General features: G+C 72.8%; 14 protein-coding genes. All 14 read left to right on the forward strand.

The genetic code is table 11. The features are described 5' to 3' along the window. Window positions 1–4 precede the first annotated feature (4 nt). The 14 genes from eccB to F4553_RS37695 all read left to right on the forward strand — a co-directional run bounded on the left by eccB (window position 5) and on the right by F4553_RS37695 (window position 16,161). A complete protein-coding gene (eccB, locus tag F4553_RS37630; protein ID WP_184846113.1) occupies window positions 5–1,432 on the forward strand; it encodes a type VII secretion protein EccB in 1,428 nt (475 codons plus the stop codon). A 35-nt stretch (window positions 1,433–1,467) separates the two neighbouring features. Next, window positions 1,468–1,767 (forward strand): WXG100 family type VII secretion target, encoded by a 300-nt coding sequence (locus tag F4553_RS37635; RefSeq protein ID WP_184846115.1) that lies wholly within the window; start codon window positions 1,468–1,470, stop codon window positions 1,765–1,767. Between the two features lie 32 nt (window positions 1,768–1,799). Then, window positions 1,800–2,102 carry a WXG100 family type VII secretion target gene (locus F4553_RS37640; RefSeq protein WP_184846117.1) on the forward strand — a complete coding sequence of 101 codons (303 nt, stop codon included), beginning with the start codon at window positions 1,800–1,802 and terminating at the stop codon, window positions 2,100–2,102. A 62-nt stretch (window positions 2,103–2,164) separates the two neighbouring features. Further along, a complete protein-coding gene (locus F4553_RS37645; RefSeq protein ID WP_184846119.1) occupies window positions 2,165–2,536 on the forward strand; it encodes a hypothetical protein in 372 nt (123 codons plus the stop codon). A gap of 27 nt (window positions 2,537–2,563) precedes the next feature. Beyond that, the gene (locus F4553_RS37650) at window positions 2,564–3,655 is read left to right on the forward strand and encodes a hypothetical protein (protein WP_184846121.1); all 1,092 of its coding nucleotides are present in this window, start codon (window positions 2,564–2,566) and stop codon (window positions 3,653–3,655) included. Between the two features lie 2 nt (window positions 3,656–3,657). Next, on the forward strand, window positions 3,658–5,580 hold the full coding sequence (locus F4553_RS37655) for a hypothetical protein (RefSeq protein ID WP_184846123.1): 1,923 nt from the start codon (window positions 3,658–3,660) through the stop codon (window positions 5,578–5,580). Between the two features lie 4 nt (window positions 5,581–5,584). Further along, window positions 5,585–7,216 (forward strand): hypothetical protein, encoded by a 1,632-nt coding sequence (locus tag F4553_RS37660; RefSeq protein WP_184846125.1) that lies wholly within the window; start codon window positions 5,585–5,587, stop codon window positions 7,214–7,216. Window positions 7,217–7,243: 27 nt separating this feature from the next. Beyond that, a complete protein-coding gene (locus F4553_RS37665; protein ID WP_184846127.1) occupies window positions 7,244–7,585 on the forward strand; it encodes a hypothetical protein in 342 nt (113 codons plus the stop codon). 9 nt (window positions 7,586–7,594) lie between these two features. Further along, on the forward strand, window positions 7,595–9,427 hold the full coding sequence (locus F4553_RS37670) for a hypothetical protein (RefSeq protein ID WP_184846129.1): 1,833 nt from the start codon (window positions 7,595–7,597) through the stop codon (window positions 9,425–9,427). Further along, window positions 9,424–9,945: a YbaB/EbfC family nucleoid-associated protein gene (locus tag F4553_RS37675; protein ID WP_184846131.1), complete on the forward strand. Its 522-nt coding sequence runs from the start codon at window positions 9,424–9,426 to the stop codon at window positions 9,943–9,945. Before F4553_RS37670 ends, F4553_RS37675 begins: the two co-directional genes overlap by 4 nt. Then, window positions 9,942–13,271: a right-handed parallel beta-helix repeat-containing protein gene (locus F4553_RS37680; protein ID WP_184846133.1), complete on the forward strand. Its 3,330-nt coding sequence runs from the start codon at window positions 9,942–9,944 to the stop codon at window positions 13,269–13,271. Before F4553_RS37675 ends, F4553_RS37680 begins: the two co-directional genes overlap by 4 nt. Further along, a complete protein-coding gene (locus tag F4553_RS37685; RefSeq protein ID WP_184846135.1) occupies window positions 13,268–14,980 on the forward strand; it encodes a hypothetical protein in 1,713 nt (570 codons plus the stop codon). Before F4553_RS37680 ends, F4553_RS37685 begins: the two co-directional genes overlap by 4 nt. Before the next feature lie 5 nt (window positions 14,981–14,985). Further along, window positions 14,986–15,822, forward strand: coding sequence for a hypothetical protein (locus F4553_RS37690; protein WP_184846137.1), 837 nt, complete (start codon window positions 14,986–14,988; stop codon window positions 15,820–15,822). A 42-nt stretch (window positions 15,823–15,864) separates the two neighbouring features. After that, window positions 15,865–16,161, forward strand: a complete 297-nt coding sequence (locus tag F4553_RS37695) for a hypothetical protein (RefSeq protein ID WP_184846140.1) — start codon at window positions 15,865–15,867, stop codon at window positions 16,159–16,161. The last annotated feature ends 3 nt before the right edge of the window (window positions 16,162–16,164 follow it).

Below are 16,164 nucleotides of genomic sequence, written 5' to 3' on the forward strand. Positions count from 1 at the left end.
AGCCGTGCAGAATCGCCGGGACCAGGTGCAGGCCCACTCGTTCGTGCTGGGCCGGCTCGTCTCCGCCCTGCTGCGGGCCGAGCCCGACGCGCAGATGACGCCGCTGCGGCGGTTCGTCGTCGGCACCGTCGTCGGCGTGCTGGTCGGCGCCGTGGCGCTGATCGGGTTCGGCGCCTTCGGGTTCTTCGTCCCCGGCGGCAGCAAGGCCTGGCAGGCGCAGGGCGTCATCGTGGTCGAGAAGGAGACCGGCGCCCGCTACGTCGTCGTGGACGGGGTGCTGCGGCCGGTCGTCAACTACACCTCGGCCCGGCTGATCCTGGGCCGCGCGCCGACGACCGTCTCGGTCTCCCGCAAGTCCCTCGCCGGGGTGCCGCACGGGCTGCCGATCGGCATCGTCTCCGCACCCGACTACCTGCCCGACCCGGCCGGGCTCGACGTGCGGCAGTGGCGGGTCTGCTCCGGGCTGCGCCAGGACGCCACCGGCGCCAGCCAGCCCAGCGTCGCGCTGGAGGCGCGGCGGTCGGCCGAGATCCGGGCCTCGGGGGTCGAGGAGTCACTGCTGGTGCGTACGCCGGACCAGCGGCTCTTCCTGATCTGGGGCAACCAGCGGCTGCGCCTGCCCGAACCCGCGATCCAGGCGGCGCTCGGCTACGCGGCCACCGCACCCCGCCTCGTCGGGTGGTCGTTCATCAACGCCATCCCGGCCGGCCCGGACCTGTCGGCGGAGTATGTCGCGAGCAGGGGCACGGCCGGGGCCCGGATCGGCGGGCAGACCACCGTCGTCGGGCAACTGTTCAAGGTCGACGGTGTCGAGGGCGGCACGGGTACCCAGTACTTCGTCATGCGCTCCGACGGGCTGTCGCCGCTCACCGCCACCGGCGCGGCGCTGCAGCTCGCGGACCCGGGGGTGCGGACGGCGTACCCGGGGAGGGCGGTGACCATGCTCGACCTGACGCCGGCCGCGCTGGCCGGAGCCCCGCGGTCGCCGTTCTCCTCGCCGAATCCGGCGCTGCCCGCGCAGCCGCCCCGGATCATGACCATCGCCCAGGGCGAGCTGCCCTGCCTGCTGATCCGCCACGGCACCGACGGACCGCAGGTGAGCGTCGGCGTCGCGGTGCCCGGCGTCAAGCTCGCGACCGAGGCGGCCCCGGCCGGTGCGGACACGATCGTCGTCGAAGCGGGGCGGGGCCTGCTGATGCGGGACCTGCCCGCGCCCGGCGTCACCAACGGCACCCTCTATCTCCTGGCGGACACCGGCATCCGGTACCCGCTCGCCGAGGCCGACGTCGCCGCGGCGCTGGGCTACGCCGCCGGGTCGGCGCTGCCGGTGCCCGGCGAGATCCTGGCGCTGCTGCCGGTCGGCCGACCCCTCGACCCCGTCGCAGCCAGGCTCACCGTGCCCGCCGTGGCACCGAGTCCGGCATCACCGTAAGGACAGTGCACCACCGTCACCAGAGAGGAAATGGCATGGGCCAGCCTGTATCCAATACCAGCGAGGGTATGCGCAGCTCCGGCGCGCAGTTCGTCGCGACCTACAACGAGATCGACGGCTACATGAAGGGTCTGCGCAACGAGCTGCAGGCGCTGTCGGGCCAGTGGACCGGCGAGGCGTCGACCGTCTTCCACAACACGATGGACCAGTGGGGCGTCGAGTTCGACGCGATCCTCAAGGACCTCGACGCGATGGCGGACAAGCTGCTGGGCGGCGCCGGCCACGTCGAGAGCGCCGAGGACTTCGCACTCCAGCAGGGTCATTTCTTTAAGTAACACAGCTTCAAATAGGAAAGCAGGTATGCGCCATGGGCCAACCCACCTACAGCTACAGCGCCGAGGCGATCATCGCGGGCATCACCGCGATCCGCAACGCGCACAACAAGATCGACACAGCGCTGGACCAGCTGGAGAGCTACTCCAACGGGCAGCTCGCCACCTGGGACGGCGATGCCCGGGCGATGTACACCCAGTACAAGCTCGACTGGGACGGGCACGTCGACAAGATGAAAAGCATCATGACGACCAATGCGATCCCGTCGCTGGAGCGCATCCTCGACAACTACGACCTCACCGAGCGGTTCAACTCGCGGACCTGGCAGGACGGCTGATGGGCGCCGGGGCCGGCGGCTGACGCGGCCGGCCCCGACGCACTCGACAGAAGGGAACGGTCATGGCGGAGCCCGTCGTCGCGGACTCGATCGGCATCAAGAAGCTCGGCGAGAACCTGCTCGCCTGGGCGGAGGAGCTGGACCGGATCGTGGGACTGGTGCAGCTCGCGGTCATCAAGCCCGGCTACCTGCCCGCGGCGCTCACCCTCAAGGAGCGCTACAACACCCGTGTGACCAGCGAGTATGTCGCGGTCCTGGGCAACGTGCAGAAGTCCTTCTTCGACATGGGCACCGAACTGATCAAGATCTCGAAGGTCTACGCGACCACCGAGGAGCTCAACAAGGACGACCTGGCCCGCCTCAGCGGGATCATCCGGAAGGTCGGCAAGTACTTCCCCGATTACCAGCCGGTGCCCGCACCGCCCACCCCGTAGCGACTGCTCGCGAAAGGAACTGACGTCATGCCGCGGTACTCCACCTATACCCTCGCCGCCATCACCACGGCGCTGCGGCCGGCCACGCCGACCTCGCTCGACAGCGCGGGCGCCGATGTCGCGGCGGTCCGTTCCCACCTGCTCGGCCTGGAACTGGAGCTGCCCGCCGCGGTCCGGGGCATCACCACCGACACCGGCGAGTGGGAGGGCCCGGCGGCGACGACCTTCACCGCCGTCGCCGCGGAGTTCGTCACCTTCGTCGGCGACCTCGCCGACGCGCTGGTGCGCTACGAGCCGACGCTGGTCGCCTGCGGTACGGCGCTCACCACCGCGCAGTCCGCCCTCGCCACGCTCGTCACCGAGGCCGAGGAGTACCGGACCCGGGCCGTCACCGCCGGGCTGGTCCCCGACGAGACCGCGATCGACGCCGAGGCGCAACGCATCCTGACCGATCTGGGAGATGCCTACCTCGCCGCCTTCGCCGACCTGCCGACCGTGCCGATCTCGCCGGAGGAGGTGCTCGTCCTCGCCGAGACGAACGGGAACACCCCTCGGGACCTGCCGCCGGCCGAGGTCGACCCCGACACGCGGCTCGCGGCTCTCACCGGGCCGGTCACCGGCGTCCTCACCCCGCCGGGGGTGATCGGCGCGGTCACCGGGCCGGGCTTCGGCGTCCAGTCCGTCCTCACCGGGCCGCTGCCCGTGGCGTCGATCTACGAGGGTCCGCAGACGGTGCTCAGCAGCTTCCGCGGCACCCTGCCCGAGCTGCCGCTGCCGACCGGGCCCGGGTCGGGGCCGGGCACCGGGGTTCCGGGCCCGGGCACGCCCAACGCCCATGTCAGCCTGGCGAGCGGCGGCTTCGGTCAGCGGCCCGCCGCGACGCATCTCACCTCGCGGCGCATTCCGGGACTCGGTGCCGAAACGCCGGACGGGCCCGGCATCGTCGGCGACCGACGCTTCCCGCCGCCGCTCGGACGGGGCATCGGCGGGCTCGGAGCCAACGGCGAGGAGGAGCGGTCGCCGGAGCGGCAGACGGAGCTCATCGGCGACGAGGACTGGACCGACGCGGGTGGCCTCTCCGAGGCGATCGGTCGTACGCCGCCGACCGAGGCGAGGTAGCGGTGAGCGCGTACGACGACTTCCGAACGGCCTGGGACGCGGTCCTGACGAAGCTGCACAAGCGGATCAAGGACCCGGTGAACTACGAGTCCTCCGGCGACGGCGCCAAGCAGGCGACCCCCGACGCCGCCGTCTTCGCCGCGGTGAAGCTCCGGGAGGCCGCCACCGCGCTGCAGAACCTGGGCCGGGACCTGAAGACCGCCAACACCGGCCGTGAGGGCTACTGGCGGGGCCCGGCCTCGACGCTGTTCGGCGAGACGATGGCGGCGTTCGTCCAGTACGCCGACACCCTCGCCACGCAGAGCAACTCCTACGCCAAGTCCATCGACGACCACCTCGTCGAGAGCCACAAGAAGGCGATCAAGGACACCGAGGACATCCGGGTGGACCTGGTCAACCGGTGGAACGCCATGCTCAACAACAGCGGCACCGATGTCCGGATGCTCACCCCGATCGTGCAGAAGATCTACAACGACGGTGTCACCAACGGCAGCGCCTCGCACGTCCTGTTCAGCACGTCGCTCGCCGAGGCGCGGGTGCACTTCGTACCGTTCCCGCTGAGCCCGGACTTCGACGAGGTCAACAACAACCATCACGGGAGCAACGGCCCGCCGGACGAGGGCGGCGACGAGGGCGACGAGCAGGACATCCTCAACGACCTGCTCGAGAAGCTCGGGCTGGGACCGGGCGGCGGCTCCGGCGGTCCTCCGCCCGACCTGTCCGGCATCGGTGGTGGTGGCGGCGGCCCGCCGGACCTGGGCGGGGGCGGCTCCGGGCTGCCGTCGGGAGGGCTGCCCGGCGGCGGCCTGCCGGGCGGGGCCGGTGGTCTGCCGGGTGGCGGCCTGCCGAGCGGTGGGGGGTCCACCGGCGGCGGGTCGTCTGGCGGCGGAGCGTCGGGTGGCGGGTCGTCGGGTGGCGGGTCCTCCTCCGGCGGCGGGTCCGGCGGCGGGCTGGGCGGGAACGTCGTCACCGGCCCGGACGGCACCACCGGCACCGACGTGACGGGGAACGGCGTACCCGACATCGGGGCTTCGGGGCAGCGCCTGCCCGGCGGCGACCTGCCGGTCGGCGCCCGCGTCGTGCGCCGTCCCGACGGCAGCAACGGCATCGACCTCAACGGCGACGGCGTCGCCGACGTCGACATGCGGGGCCGCGCGGTGCCCGGCGGCAGCGCGCCGGCGGGCGCCCGGCTCGTGACCGGGCCCGACGGCACCACCGGCTACGACATCAGCGGCAACACCGTGCCGGACCTCGACCTGGATCTGCACCCGCTGCCCGACGGCGACCTGCCGCCGGATGCCGCCCTGGTGACCGGCTCCGACGGCGAGCTCGGCATCGACCTGAACGGCGACGGCGAGCCCGACATGAGCCTGTCCGGCCGGGCGCTGACCGGGCCCGCCGCCGGTGGACAGCTCGTCACCGGCACGGACGGCGTCACCGGGTTCGACACCGACGGCGACGGCATCCCCGACATCGACTTCGACGGCGATCCGCTGCACGGCGGCGAGGAGCCCAGCCCCGATCCGGGCGGTGTCGTCCCGGGCGACCAGTTCCGGCTGAGCCCGGTCGACCGCTCGGGCGCGAGCGCCGGCTCGGCCCTGGATCCCGGCACCGCCGGCTACCCGATGATGCCGCCGATGATGGGCGGGATGGGCGGGATGGGTGCCGGCGCGGGCGGCGCCGGTGGTCAGGAGGGCAACGGCGAGCGGGAACGCCAGACCTGGCTCCAGGAGGAGGACGAGGTCTGGGCGGAGGACCTGCTGCCCGTCGCCGCCCTGGGCCGCCCCGATGACGAGGACGACGAGTCCGATGAGGACGACCTGGTCGACGAGTGGGTCGAGGTGCCGGTCGCGGCGCCGCGGCCGGGTGCCCGGGTGCCCGCGCCGGGGCTGCCGGTCGGCTGGTCCCCGCAGGGCAGGCGGTGATCGCATGGCCAACAAGCTGGAGGACCTGACCAACAAGCGGCGCAAGGAGTGGCAGGACGCGCTCGACGCGCTGCACAAGACGATCGTCCGCCCGCAGACGCGCGAGTCCGACGCCGACGACGCGCCCGAGGTCTCCTACCTCACCGCCAAGCAGACCGGACTCGATCTGAAGAACGCGGCCGAGCGGATCGAGACCGTGCGGGCGTCGCTGGTCGCCGCGGGGATCAACCGCGACAACTACTGGCGGGGACCGGCCGGGAAGCTCTTCGGCGAGACGATCGACGCGTTCGACACGTTCCTGGAGGGCTTCGCCGCGACCACCGCGAAGTACGCCAAGGTGACGACCGACGATGTCGCGACGCCGCACGAGACCGCGACCACCGCCGCGGAGAACCTGCGGGTGTGGCTGGAGGCCGAGTGGGCCCGGCACACCGGCGCCAACTGGACCACGCTGATGCGGCTCGCCGCCAACGGGCCGAGCAGCCAGACCGCGGCGCAGAAGTGGACCAAGGGCTACAACGACTGGAACACCGCGGTGCAGAAGTCCTATGACGACGCCGTCACCTCGCGCAACACGTTCCAGAACACCTTCCAGGCGTCGCTGACGAGCGCGCGCCAGAAGTACACCCTCTTCGTGACCAGCCCGGACTTCAGCGACATCAAGGTCGACGGGCCGACGGACCACGACACCGACGGCAACGGCAACGGCAGCGGGCCGCCGAACCTCAACGACATCCTCAACGGACTGGACGACCCGCCCGGCGGTCCGGATCTGAACGGACTGGGCGGCCTCCCGCCGCCGGCGGCGTTCGACCCGAGCACCCTGCCGGACATCCCGGACTTCGCCGGGGGCGGCGGCGGGCTGCCGGGCGGCGATGTGCCCGATCTGGACCTGCCGTCGCTGTTCACCCCGAGCGGGGGCGGCCTGCCCGACCTCGGTGCGCTGGGTGCGCTGGGCGGACTCGGTGCGCTCGGTGGGCTGGGCAGCGGCCTGCCCGGCAGCGGCCTGCTGGGCGGCCTGCCTGCCCGGGCCCGGATCGTGCCCCGCCTCGACGGCTCCACCGGGCTCGACCTCAACGGTGACGGCATCGCCGATGTGGACATGGACGGCAACGCGATCCCCGGCGGTGATGCCCCGCCCGGTTCCCGCCTGGTCACCGGGGCGGACGGGATCAGCGGCTACGACACCGACGGCGACGGCATCGCCGATGTCGACCTCGACGGCAACCCACTGCCGGGCGGGCGTCCGGGCTCCGGCGGCTCCGGCGGCGAGGTCCCCTCCGACCAGTCCCGCCGACCCGGTGCGTCGATGCAGCCGGTCGACGACGACCTCGCCCCGGCCGCGGCGGTCTCCGCCTATCCGCCGATGATGCCGCCGATGATGGGCGGCATGGGCGGGATGGGCGGCATGGGCGGTGGCAAGAACGAGGAGCGGGAGCGGCTGGCGCTGCTCGTGGACGAGTCCGATGTCTGGGCGGACCGGGGGGTGCCGGTCGCGTCGATCGGCCGTCCGGTGCCGGTGGCCGACGAGACCGAGGACGAGTGGGTCGCCAAGCCCCGCAAACCGAAGAAGCGCGGGCAGCCGGTGCCGCGTACCACACCGCCGGGCGGGTCGACCCCGACCGGCCGGCACTGAACGTCCATCGCGAGAGGGTGAGCAGGAATGGCAACAGTCAACGCGGACGCGATCCACACGCTGGCGACGAAGATCGAAGCGCTCAAGACGACCTACGTCACGACATCGCTGACGAAGGTCGGCGAGGTCGCGCTCCTGCCGGGTGACTTCCCGGACGGCACCGCGCTGAAGACCCACGTCACCGATCGGATGACCGAGCTGAAGACGGCCCTGACCAACATCGGCAAGGCGATGGACGACATCAAGGCGAAGCTGGACCTCGTCGCCAACAAGTACGCCGAGACCGGGGACCACACGGCGGAGATCGCGGAGTACCTCAGCCAGCTCGTCACCAGCCTGGGCACCGACCTGCCCGGGTTCGAGGCGTAGGCGACGGCGATGGGCGAGGACTACGACACCTGGACGCTGATCAGAGCCAGGGCGGCGCTGACGGCGGGCACCGACACCAGCTTCACCGAGGCCGGGACCAGGATGAACGACGTCGACAAGAACCTGAAGGACCTCAGCTCGAAGATCATCTCGGAGGCCGCGGCCGTCGCCCAGAAGCAGGACGTGTGGACCGGCCCGGCGGCCGACACCTTCCACATCATCGCGCGCAGCCTGGCGGCGTTCGTCGCCGATCTCGAGAAGCCGATGCCGGCCTACAAGACCGCCCTCGACAACGCCGGTGGATCGCTGCGGTCCGCCAAGTCGCAGATGGAGCTGCTCTACAACCAGTGGGTGGCGGCGGCGAATCCGGACCGGGTGGCGTTCAACAACAGCGCGATCGGCATCCTCAAGCAGCTCGCGACGCAGTACAAGGCGCAGGCGCTGCTGATGAAGCACCTGCCGGTGGACCCGGAGACGGTCCTGACCCTCGCGGCGGAGGAGCAGCGCAACAACGAGCACCACGACGAGGGTGAGGACGAGCACGGCAACGACGAGCACGGCGAGGACGAAGGCGGCGACGAGGGCGGTGGCGGCGGCTCGGGGGAGGGCGACACCGGCGGCGGTGACGAGGGCGGCACCGGCGGCGGCGAGGAAGGCCCGGGGACCGGTGGCGGCGAAGAGGGCACCGGTGGCGGTGGCGGTGCGGACCCCGGCGGCCTGGGCGGTGGTGAGGACCCCGGCGGCGGCGGGACCGGGACCGACGGCGGCGCCGGGACCGGCAGCGGAACCGACGACGGCACGGGCACCGGCGACGGGTCGGGCGGCACCGGCGGCCCGATCGGCGACGGCTTCCGCTCGCTGCCCGGTGCGCCCATGGCGAAGGGCAAGGACGGCAGGACCGGCATCGACGTGGACGGCGACGGCGACCCGGATCTCGGGCTCGACGGCAAGCCGCTGGCGGACGCGAAGCTCGTGGAGTACAACGGGCTCAAGGGCGTCGATGTCAACGGGGACGGCCGCCCCGACATCGGCGTCGACGGCGAGATCCTCCCCGGTGCGCCGATCGTGCAGGGCGTCGACGGGACGATCGGCATCGACGTCAACGGCGACGGGGAGCCCGACATCGCGATCAGCGGCCAGGTGCTGCCGGACGCGCCGATCGTCACCAAGGACGGCGTCCGCGGCATCGACGTGGACGGCGACGGCCTGCCCGACCTGGGCATGGACCGCAAGCCGCTGCACGACGCCACGCTGATCACGGTCGACGGGATCACCGGTGTCGACGTCAACGGCGACGGCAAGCCCGACATCGGCGTCAAGGGGGAGATCCTGCAGTGGGCGCCGCTCGTCACCACTCCCGACGGCATCACCGGTGTCGACGTCAACGGCGACGGCAAGCCCGACATCGCGATCACCGGCGGCCTGTCCGCACCGCTGAAGACGGGCGCGGACGCGATCCGGATGCCGCCGCTGCCGATCACCCCGGCGAGCGCCGCCACCACCTCGACGAGCCTGACATCGCTCGGGCTCGGCGGCAACGCGGTCACCTTCGTCCCGGACTCCGGGGACACGCCGACCGTGCTGACGAGCCTGGGACCGGTGCTCGCCACGGCGCGGGGAACCACCGGCGGCCGTGGGCCGGCCGGCTACGAGGAGGGCTCCGGCGGCTACCTGCCCGCCTCGGCCGGTGCCGCCGGGGGCGGGGGGCTGGGAGCCGAGCCGCAGCGGCGGCGGATCCTCGCGTCCGACGACGCCTGGGACGACGGCCGCGCCACCCTCTCCGTCCTGGGCAGGCCGGTAGAGGATGACGACGATGACGACGGTGAGGAGCACGCGCCATGAGTTCCGGGTTCGAATCGCTGATCAACGAGATGATGACCGAGCTGGAGAGGCAGCGGGCCGAGATGACCCGGCTGCAGGAGGGGCTCGCCTCGATCACCGCGACCGCCGTCTCGCCCAAGCGGCAGGTCTCGGTCACCGTCGACGCCAAGGGCGAGGTGACGGAGCTGAAGTTCCTCACCCAGGCATACCGGACGATGGCGGGTGCCGAGCTCTCCGACCTGATCGTGACGACGCTGCGCGACGCGCAGCGCGACGTGAAGGGCAAGCTCGCCGCGCACGCCGGCACCGCCGGGCCGCCCGGGGCCACCCCCGCAGACATCGCCAACGGCACGGTCGACTGGTCCGTGGCGCTCACCGACATCTTCACGATGCCGGCGTCCCTCGTGGACCTGCTCGGGCACCGCCCCACCGACCTGCTCGACGGCGTCGACATCGACCGGCCGGACGTGGTCCTCGACGAGCTGCGCGAGGCCCGGGACAGCGGCCGCAAGCCACAGGAGCGAGGACCCGCCCAGTGAACTCCCGTCGCGTGCTCACCGTCTCGCCGACGGAACCCGGCTGCCACCGGCGCATCTCCGACGCCCTCGCGGTGGCCGAGAGCGGCACCATCATCAACGTCCTGCCCGGCGAGTACGCCGAGACCCTCCGCCTCGCCGTCCCCGTCACGATCACGGCCCGCGACGGCCGGGGCAGTGTGCTCATCGTCCCGGTCGAGGGCCACGGCGTGCTGATGCAGACCGAGACCGCCACCCTCGCCGGCCTCGTCATCCGGCACCGCGACGACAAACTCGCCACCGTCGACATCGGCTCGGGCCGGTTGCGGCTGGACAACTGCGCCCTGACGGCGGAGGCGCCGACGGCGGTCTTCGTCCGCAATGGAGCGTCGGTCGTCCTCGCCGACTGCGCGATCACCAACTCCGTCGGGGCCGGTGTCATCGCGGTCGAGGAGGCGTCGGGCTCGGTGGAGCGCTGCTCGATCGGCCCGGTCGGCACCTCGGGCGTGGTGCTGCGCGGCGGCGCCGACCTCGCCGTCCGCGACTGCGTCATCACCGGCGCGCAGGGCAACGGGGTCTGCAGCACCGACGGGGCCAAGGGCGTGGTGCAGCGCTGCGAGATCTCCCGCACCGGCGGCCCGGCCGTGGTGCTGGAGAAGCTCGCCACGACCCGCCTGTCCGGAGTCCGGATCCACGACACCTCCGACGTCGGGGTCTACCTCGCGGGCGGGCGGACCACGATCGACGGATGTGAGATCACCGAGACCGCCGGCGACGGGATCCTCGTCGCCGAGGGCGCCGACCCGGTGGTGAGCGCGGCCCGGGTGAGCCGCACCCGGGGCCACGCGATCCGGTTCATCGGCCGGTCCCGGGGCACCTTCGACCAGTGCGAGGTCCGCGACACCCCGGTCACCGGGATCTGGGTCGGCGGCGGCAGCGACCCGACCTTCACCGGGCTGCGGCTGCGCGACTGCGCCGACGCTTCGCTGCTGGTGAGCGACGGTGCCACCGGCACCTTCGACGACGTGGAGATCCACCATTCGCGCCAGCACGGCGTCCGGGTGGCGTCGGGGGCGAACCCGCTGCTGCGCAAGCTGACCATCACCGGGTGCCACGGCCACGGGATCGTCGTCGCGGAGAACGGGCGCGGGCGGGTGCACGGCGCGACGATCACCGACACCCGCTTCGCCAGCGTACGCAGTCTCGACGGCGGCAGCCCCGAACTCGTCGAGGTCAGCCTCGGCGGGAGCGGCGACGTGGGCGTACTCGTCGGGGGGCAGGGGCGCTGCGCGCTGCGCGACTGCGAGATCTTCGAGGCGCGGGCGGGCGGCGCCGCGATCGAGGACGGCGGCGAGCTGACCCTCGTCGGCTCGACGGTCCGCGACTGCGGCGGCGACGGGGTGCGCTTCGCCCAGGGTGCCCGTGGCGAGCTGCGCTCCTGCGAGATCCGCGGCAACGAGGCCGACGGCGTCTGCGTCGACAGCGACCAGCCGATCGTCATCCGCGACTGCGTCGTCACCGGCAACGGCGGCGCCGGGCTCAGCCAGGCGGTTCCCGGCCCCCGGCTCAGCGTGGAGAACCTCCGCAGCGAGGAGAACGAGTCCGACGACGAGTACGGCCCCGGCGCCCGCGCCACCAGCCGGGGAACGGGCGCCACCGGCCACGCGAAGCCGAAGCGGGTCACCGGCGAGCTGGAGTCGACCGAGGCGCTCCTGGCGCAGCTGCAGCTCCTCGTCGGGCTCGCCTCCGCCAAGCGGGAGGTGTCCACGCTGGTCAACCTGCAGCAGCTCGCCCGCAAACGGGCGGCGGTGGGCCTGCCGAGCCCGCCGATGAGCCGCCACCTGATCTTCGCCGGGCCACCGGGTACCGGGAAGACGAGCGTCGCCCGGCTCTACGCCCGGATCCTCGCCTCGCTGGGCACCCTGCCCGTCGGCCACGTCGTCGAGGTGGCCCGGCAGGACCTGGTGGCGCAGTACGTCGGCGCGACCGCGATCAAGACGACGGAGAAGTTCACCGAGGCGCTCGGCGGCGTCCTGTTCATCGACGAGGCCTACACGCTCTCGGCGGACTCGGGCGGCTCCGGTGCGGATTTCGGCCGGGAGGCGATCGACACCCTGGTGAAGCTGATGGAGGACCACCGCGACGAGGTGATCGTGATCGCCGCGGGCTACTCGCACGAGATGCGCCAGTTCCTGCAGTCCAATCCGGGCCTGGCGAGCCGCTTCACGCGTACCGTCGAGTTCGACAGCTACACCCCCGAGGAGCTGGTCACGATCGTCGAGGGGTTCTGCAAGACCCATCAGTACACATTGGAGTACGGCACCCGGGCCGCGATCGAGCGCTACTTCGCCCGGATGCAGCGCGACGAGACCTTCGGCAACGCGCGCAGCGCCCGCAAGGTCTTCGAGGAGATGGTCGACCGGCAGGCCCAGCGGCTCTCCCAGGACTCGGCCACCTCGCCCGGCGAGCTCTCCAAGCTGCTGCCCGAGGACCTCGGCTCGGTGGCCGGGCCCGGCATCGGCACGACGGCGGGCACCACCAGCGCCGACCTGCCCGCGCTGATCGAGCAGCTCAACTCGATGGTCGGCCTGGCGTCGGTGAAGCGCGAGGTCACGGATCTGATCAACCTCATCGGTACGGCGGAGCGGCGCCGCCGGGCCGGACTGCCGGTGCCCAACCTCTCCCGGCACCTGATCTTCTCCGGAGCACCGGGCACGGGCAAGACGACGGTCGCCAGGCTCTTCGGTCAGGTCCTCGCGGCTCTCGGGGTGCTCGCCAACGGCCAGCTCATCGAGGTGTCGCGGGGCGATCTCGTCGCCGAGTACATCGGACAGACGGCACGGCGTACCAAGGACGCCTTCGACCGGGCCCGCGGCGGCGTGCTCTTCATCGACGAGGCCTACGCCCTGACCCGGGGCGGTGGTGGCGGCGGGGACTTCGGCACGGAGGCGGTGGACACGCTGGTCAAGCTGATGGAGGACCACCGCGACGAGGTGGTGGTGATCGCGGCCGGCTACGTCACCGAGATGCGGCACTTCCTCGCCGCGAACCCGGGCCTCGCGTCGCGCTTCTCTCGGCCGCTGGAGTTCGAGAACTACACCCCCGACGAGCTCGTCGTCATCTTCAACCAGCACGCCGAGACCGCCGGCTATGTCTGCACCCCCGCCACGCTCGCCGCCCTGACCAGGCACTTCGGTGCGATCGAGCGGGGTGCCGACTTCGGCAACGGCCGCTACGCCCGGCAGGTGCTCGACCGGATGGTGACCCGGCAGGCGGGCCGAACGATGGCCCTGCCGAATCCGTCTACGCAGGACCTGGCCGAACTTCTCCCGGAGGACCTGCAGCCATGAGGACAGCACCCGGCACCGAGGACGGCCAGCGGCTGCGTATCGAGGAGACCGGCGAGTCGCTCCTCGTCACGACCGGCGGCGCCCATCCGGCGGCGATGAAGGTGGCCCGGTCGCTGCCCGTCGAGCGGGACCGGCTCAACGTCGTCATGACCGACCCCGGGCTGGTCGGGCACCCCGAGCTCGCGCAGCGGCTGCGGCGCTGGGTGCCCGGCCGGGCCGACTCGATGCGCCTGATCGCGCCGTGCGCGGCGAGCCCCGGCCCCACCGGCACGATCCCGGCGCAGCGCCTCGGCGACCTGCTCGACTGCGACGTCATCGCCCCGGTGGGGGAGTTCGTCGCGGTCCCCGGCGGGTCGCTCTTCGCCCTGGCGGGCAAGGACGCGGCGGGGAGTGGACAGTGGCTCCGCTTCCGGCAGGGGCGTCCCCCGGTGCCCGCCGGGCGACGGTTCCCGGCACCGGTGTGGGAGGTCGAGCTGGCCGAGTTCGTCGACCCCGGCATCCCGGAGCTGTCCATCGAGGAGATTCCGGCCGGGCTCTGGGTGCACTGGGCGCGGCTCGGCGGCGACCGGCCGGACCCGAACGACCTCGCCTACTCCAGCCCCGTCGAGGCCGAGAGCGTCGTGCTGCTCGTGTCCCGCCCGGGTGACGCCCCGCTGCGCGCCTCGGACCTGCGGCGCGTCATCGAGGCCCTGCCCGCCCCGATCCTGGAACGCCTCGTCGTGGTCCCCTACGGCGACGACCCGGTCTCCGACGGCGCGCTCGGCGAGGTGATCGCCGCCGCCGCCGGACGGTCGGTTCGGGTGCGGACCGGGCTGCCGCTGCACCTCGCCGGTCGCGGGCAGCACATGGTGGCGGTCGGCGCCGACGGCAGGCCGACGTGGATCCCCTTCGCCCGCGAGGTCGCCTGGCGGCCGCACGGCGGTTCGCGCCTGCTCGCCTGGACGGCACCGGTCGAGCAGCTCCTGCCGACCGGCCCCGGCCAGCTCATGCTCAACGAGCGGTGGATGGTGGAGGTGGTCGAGGCCGGGCTGTGGATCCGCGAGGCGCACCGCTCCGAGGGCGCCGGTGCGGTGCGTCGGCTGCCGCTGGACGCCGACCGCTGCACCGTGGTGATCGGCGTCGGTGACGCCGACCAGATCCAGCCGCCGTGGCGAGCCGTGGAACGCCTGCTCAAACAGCTTCCGCCCGATGCGCTGGCCCGGCTGCGGCTCGCCGTTCCGGCTGCGGCGGGGGAGTGGTTCGCGGTGGCGGTGACGCGGGGCTGCCGCAGCGTGCTCGACGGGGACGCGCCGGACGTGCTGACCCGCAGCGGGCGGCTGGTGCCGTGGACGACGGCGAGCGCGCCGGTCCCGCAGCACACCGTGCAGACCGCACCGGACACGGCGGAGCAGCCGGCCCCGAGCATCTCCGCTCCGGAGGCGCGCCGCCGCCGGAGCAAGGAGACCGAGCTGAGCTCGCTGCTGTCGTTTGTGGACCAGATCCGCCGGGCACCGGCCTGGGACGAGCTGCCGCCGGAGGGAGTGGCGGCACCGGGCTCGGCCGCACCGGGTGCTGCAGCGCAGGGCGTCGCGGTGCCGGGGGCGGCGGCCGGCGTACCCGACGAGGAGTGGTGGCAGGACACCGCGGAGCCGCGGGCCGCGACGGCCCGGACCGCCGAGCAGCCGGCCGCGCTCCTGCCGCAGCGCGCCGAGATCCACGAGGAGAAGTGACGCGCATGGCGACCTCCCGCACCCGCAACGGCCTCAGCGGCGGCCTGATCCTGGTCGTCGTGACCTCGGTCGTGCTCGTCATCGCGCTCGCGGTGGTGCTCGCGAACCGGCCCGGACCGCCGTCCGTCCCGGCGGGCCAGGCCGGACCGACGGCGGCGCCGACGAGCGCCGCGCCGTTCGAGCCGCTGCCGGGACTCAGCCCCGGCTGGGATCCGCTCACGCCCGACGCGCCGGTGGCGCCCTCCGATGATGACGACGGCGGCGGCTACCCGACGGCGAGTGGTTCGCCCGGCCCGGTGCGGACCTCGCCGACCCCGCGGCCGGTACGCAGCACGGCCGCCGCGTTCACCGCCGTCGCGGGCAACGGCTGCGCCGAGACCGCCACCGCCGGAGCGTTCGCCTCCTTCACCGCCGGTGAGCCGGTGACGAACCTGGCGGGCGGCTGGACCGGGACGGGCTGCGCCGCCGGGCGCTTCTGGTCGGTGCCGATGTCGGGCGACGCGCAGCGCGACGACGAGTCCACCGCGGTCACCTGGTGGTTCAAGGTCGGCGGGGTCACGCAGGGGCGCTGCGAGGTGTGGGTCTTCATCCCGAAACCGGCGAAGGAGACCGAGGCGGCCGGAAAGCCGACGCACTACTACGTGACCCGGGGCCGGGGCTCGACGACGGTGGTGGGCCAGTTCACCGTCGACCAGCCCGACAGCCGGGGCGCGTGGGCGTTCGGCGGAACGTTCGCCCTCACCGGCGGACAGCTCGCCGTGGAGCTGGTCAACCGGGGCGCCGGCGCCGGGGGAGCCCGGCACGCGGCCGGGCAGGTGCAGATCGGGTGCTGGCCGTCATGAGCAGCACTGAACCGATCCGCCCGGCCGTCCGTAGTCCAGGGCATGAGCGCTCTGATCATCATCGACGCCGATGCGTTGAACCGGGTCGCCGCGGAGCTGAAGGTGCCGGCCGAGACCGTGCGCAGGGCGATCGAGGCCTTCAACGACACCATCGCGGGGATCGGTAAGCCGTGGGGCGACGACAAGCTCGGCAAGGAGTGGGCGAAGGTCTACAACCCCGGCGTGCTCAGCGTGCAGGAGGGGTTCGACCAGATCGTCGACAGCCTGATCGGCCTCTCCGAGGACTTCAAGACGATGGCTAAGGCCTATCTCCACGCCGAGCAGTCGAACACCAGGTGACCC

This window comes from Allocatelliglobosispora scoriae, from assembly GCF_014204945.1.
In the GTDB taxonomy this organism is placed as follows: Bacteria; Actinomycetota; Actinomycetes; order Mycobacteriales; family Micromonosporaceae; genus Allocatelliglobosispora; species Allocatelliglobosispora scoriae.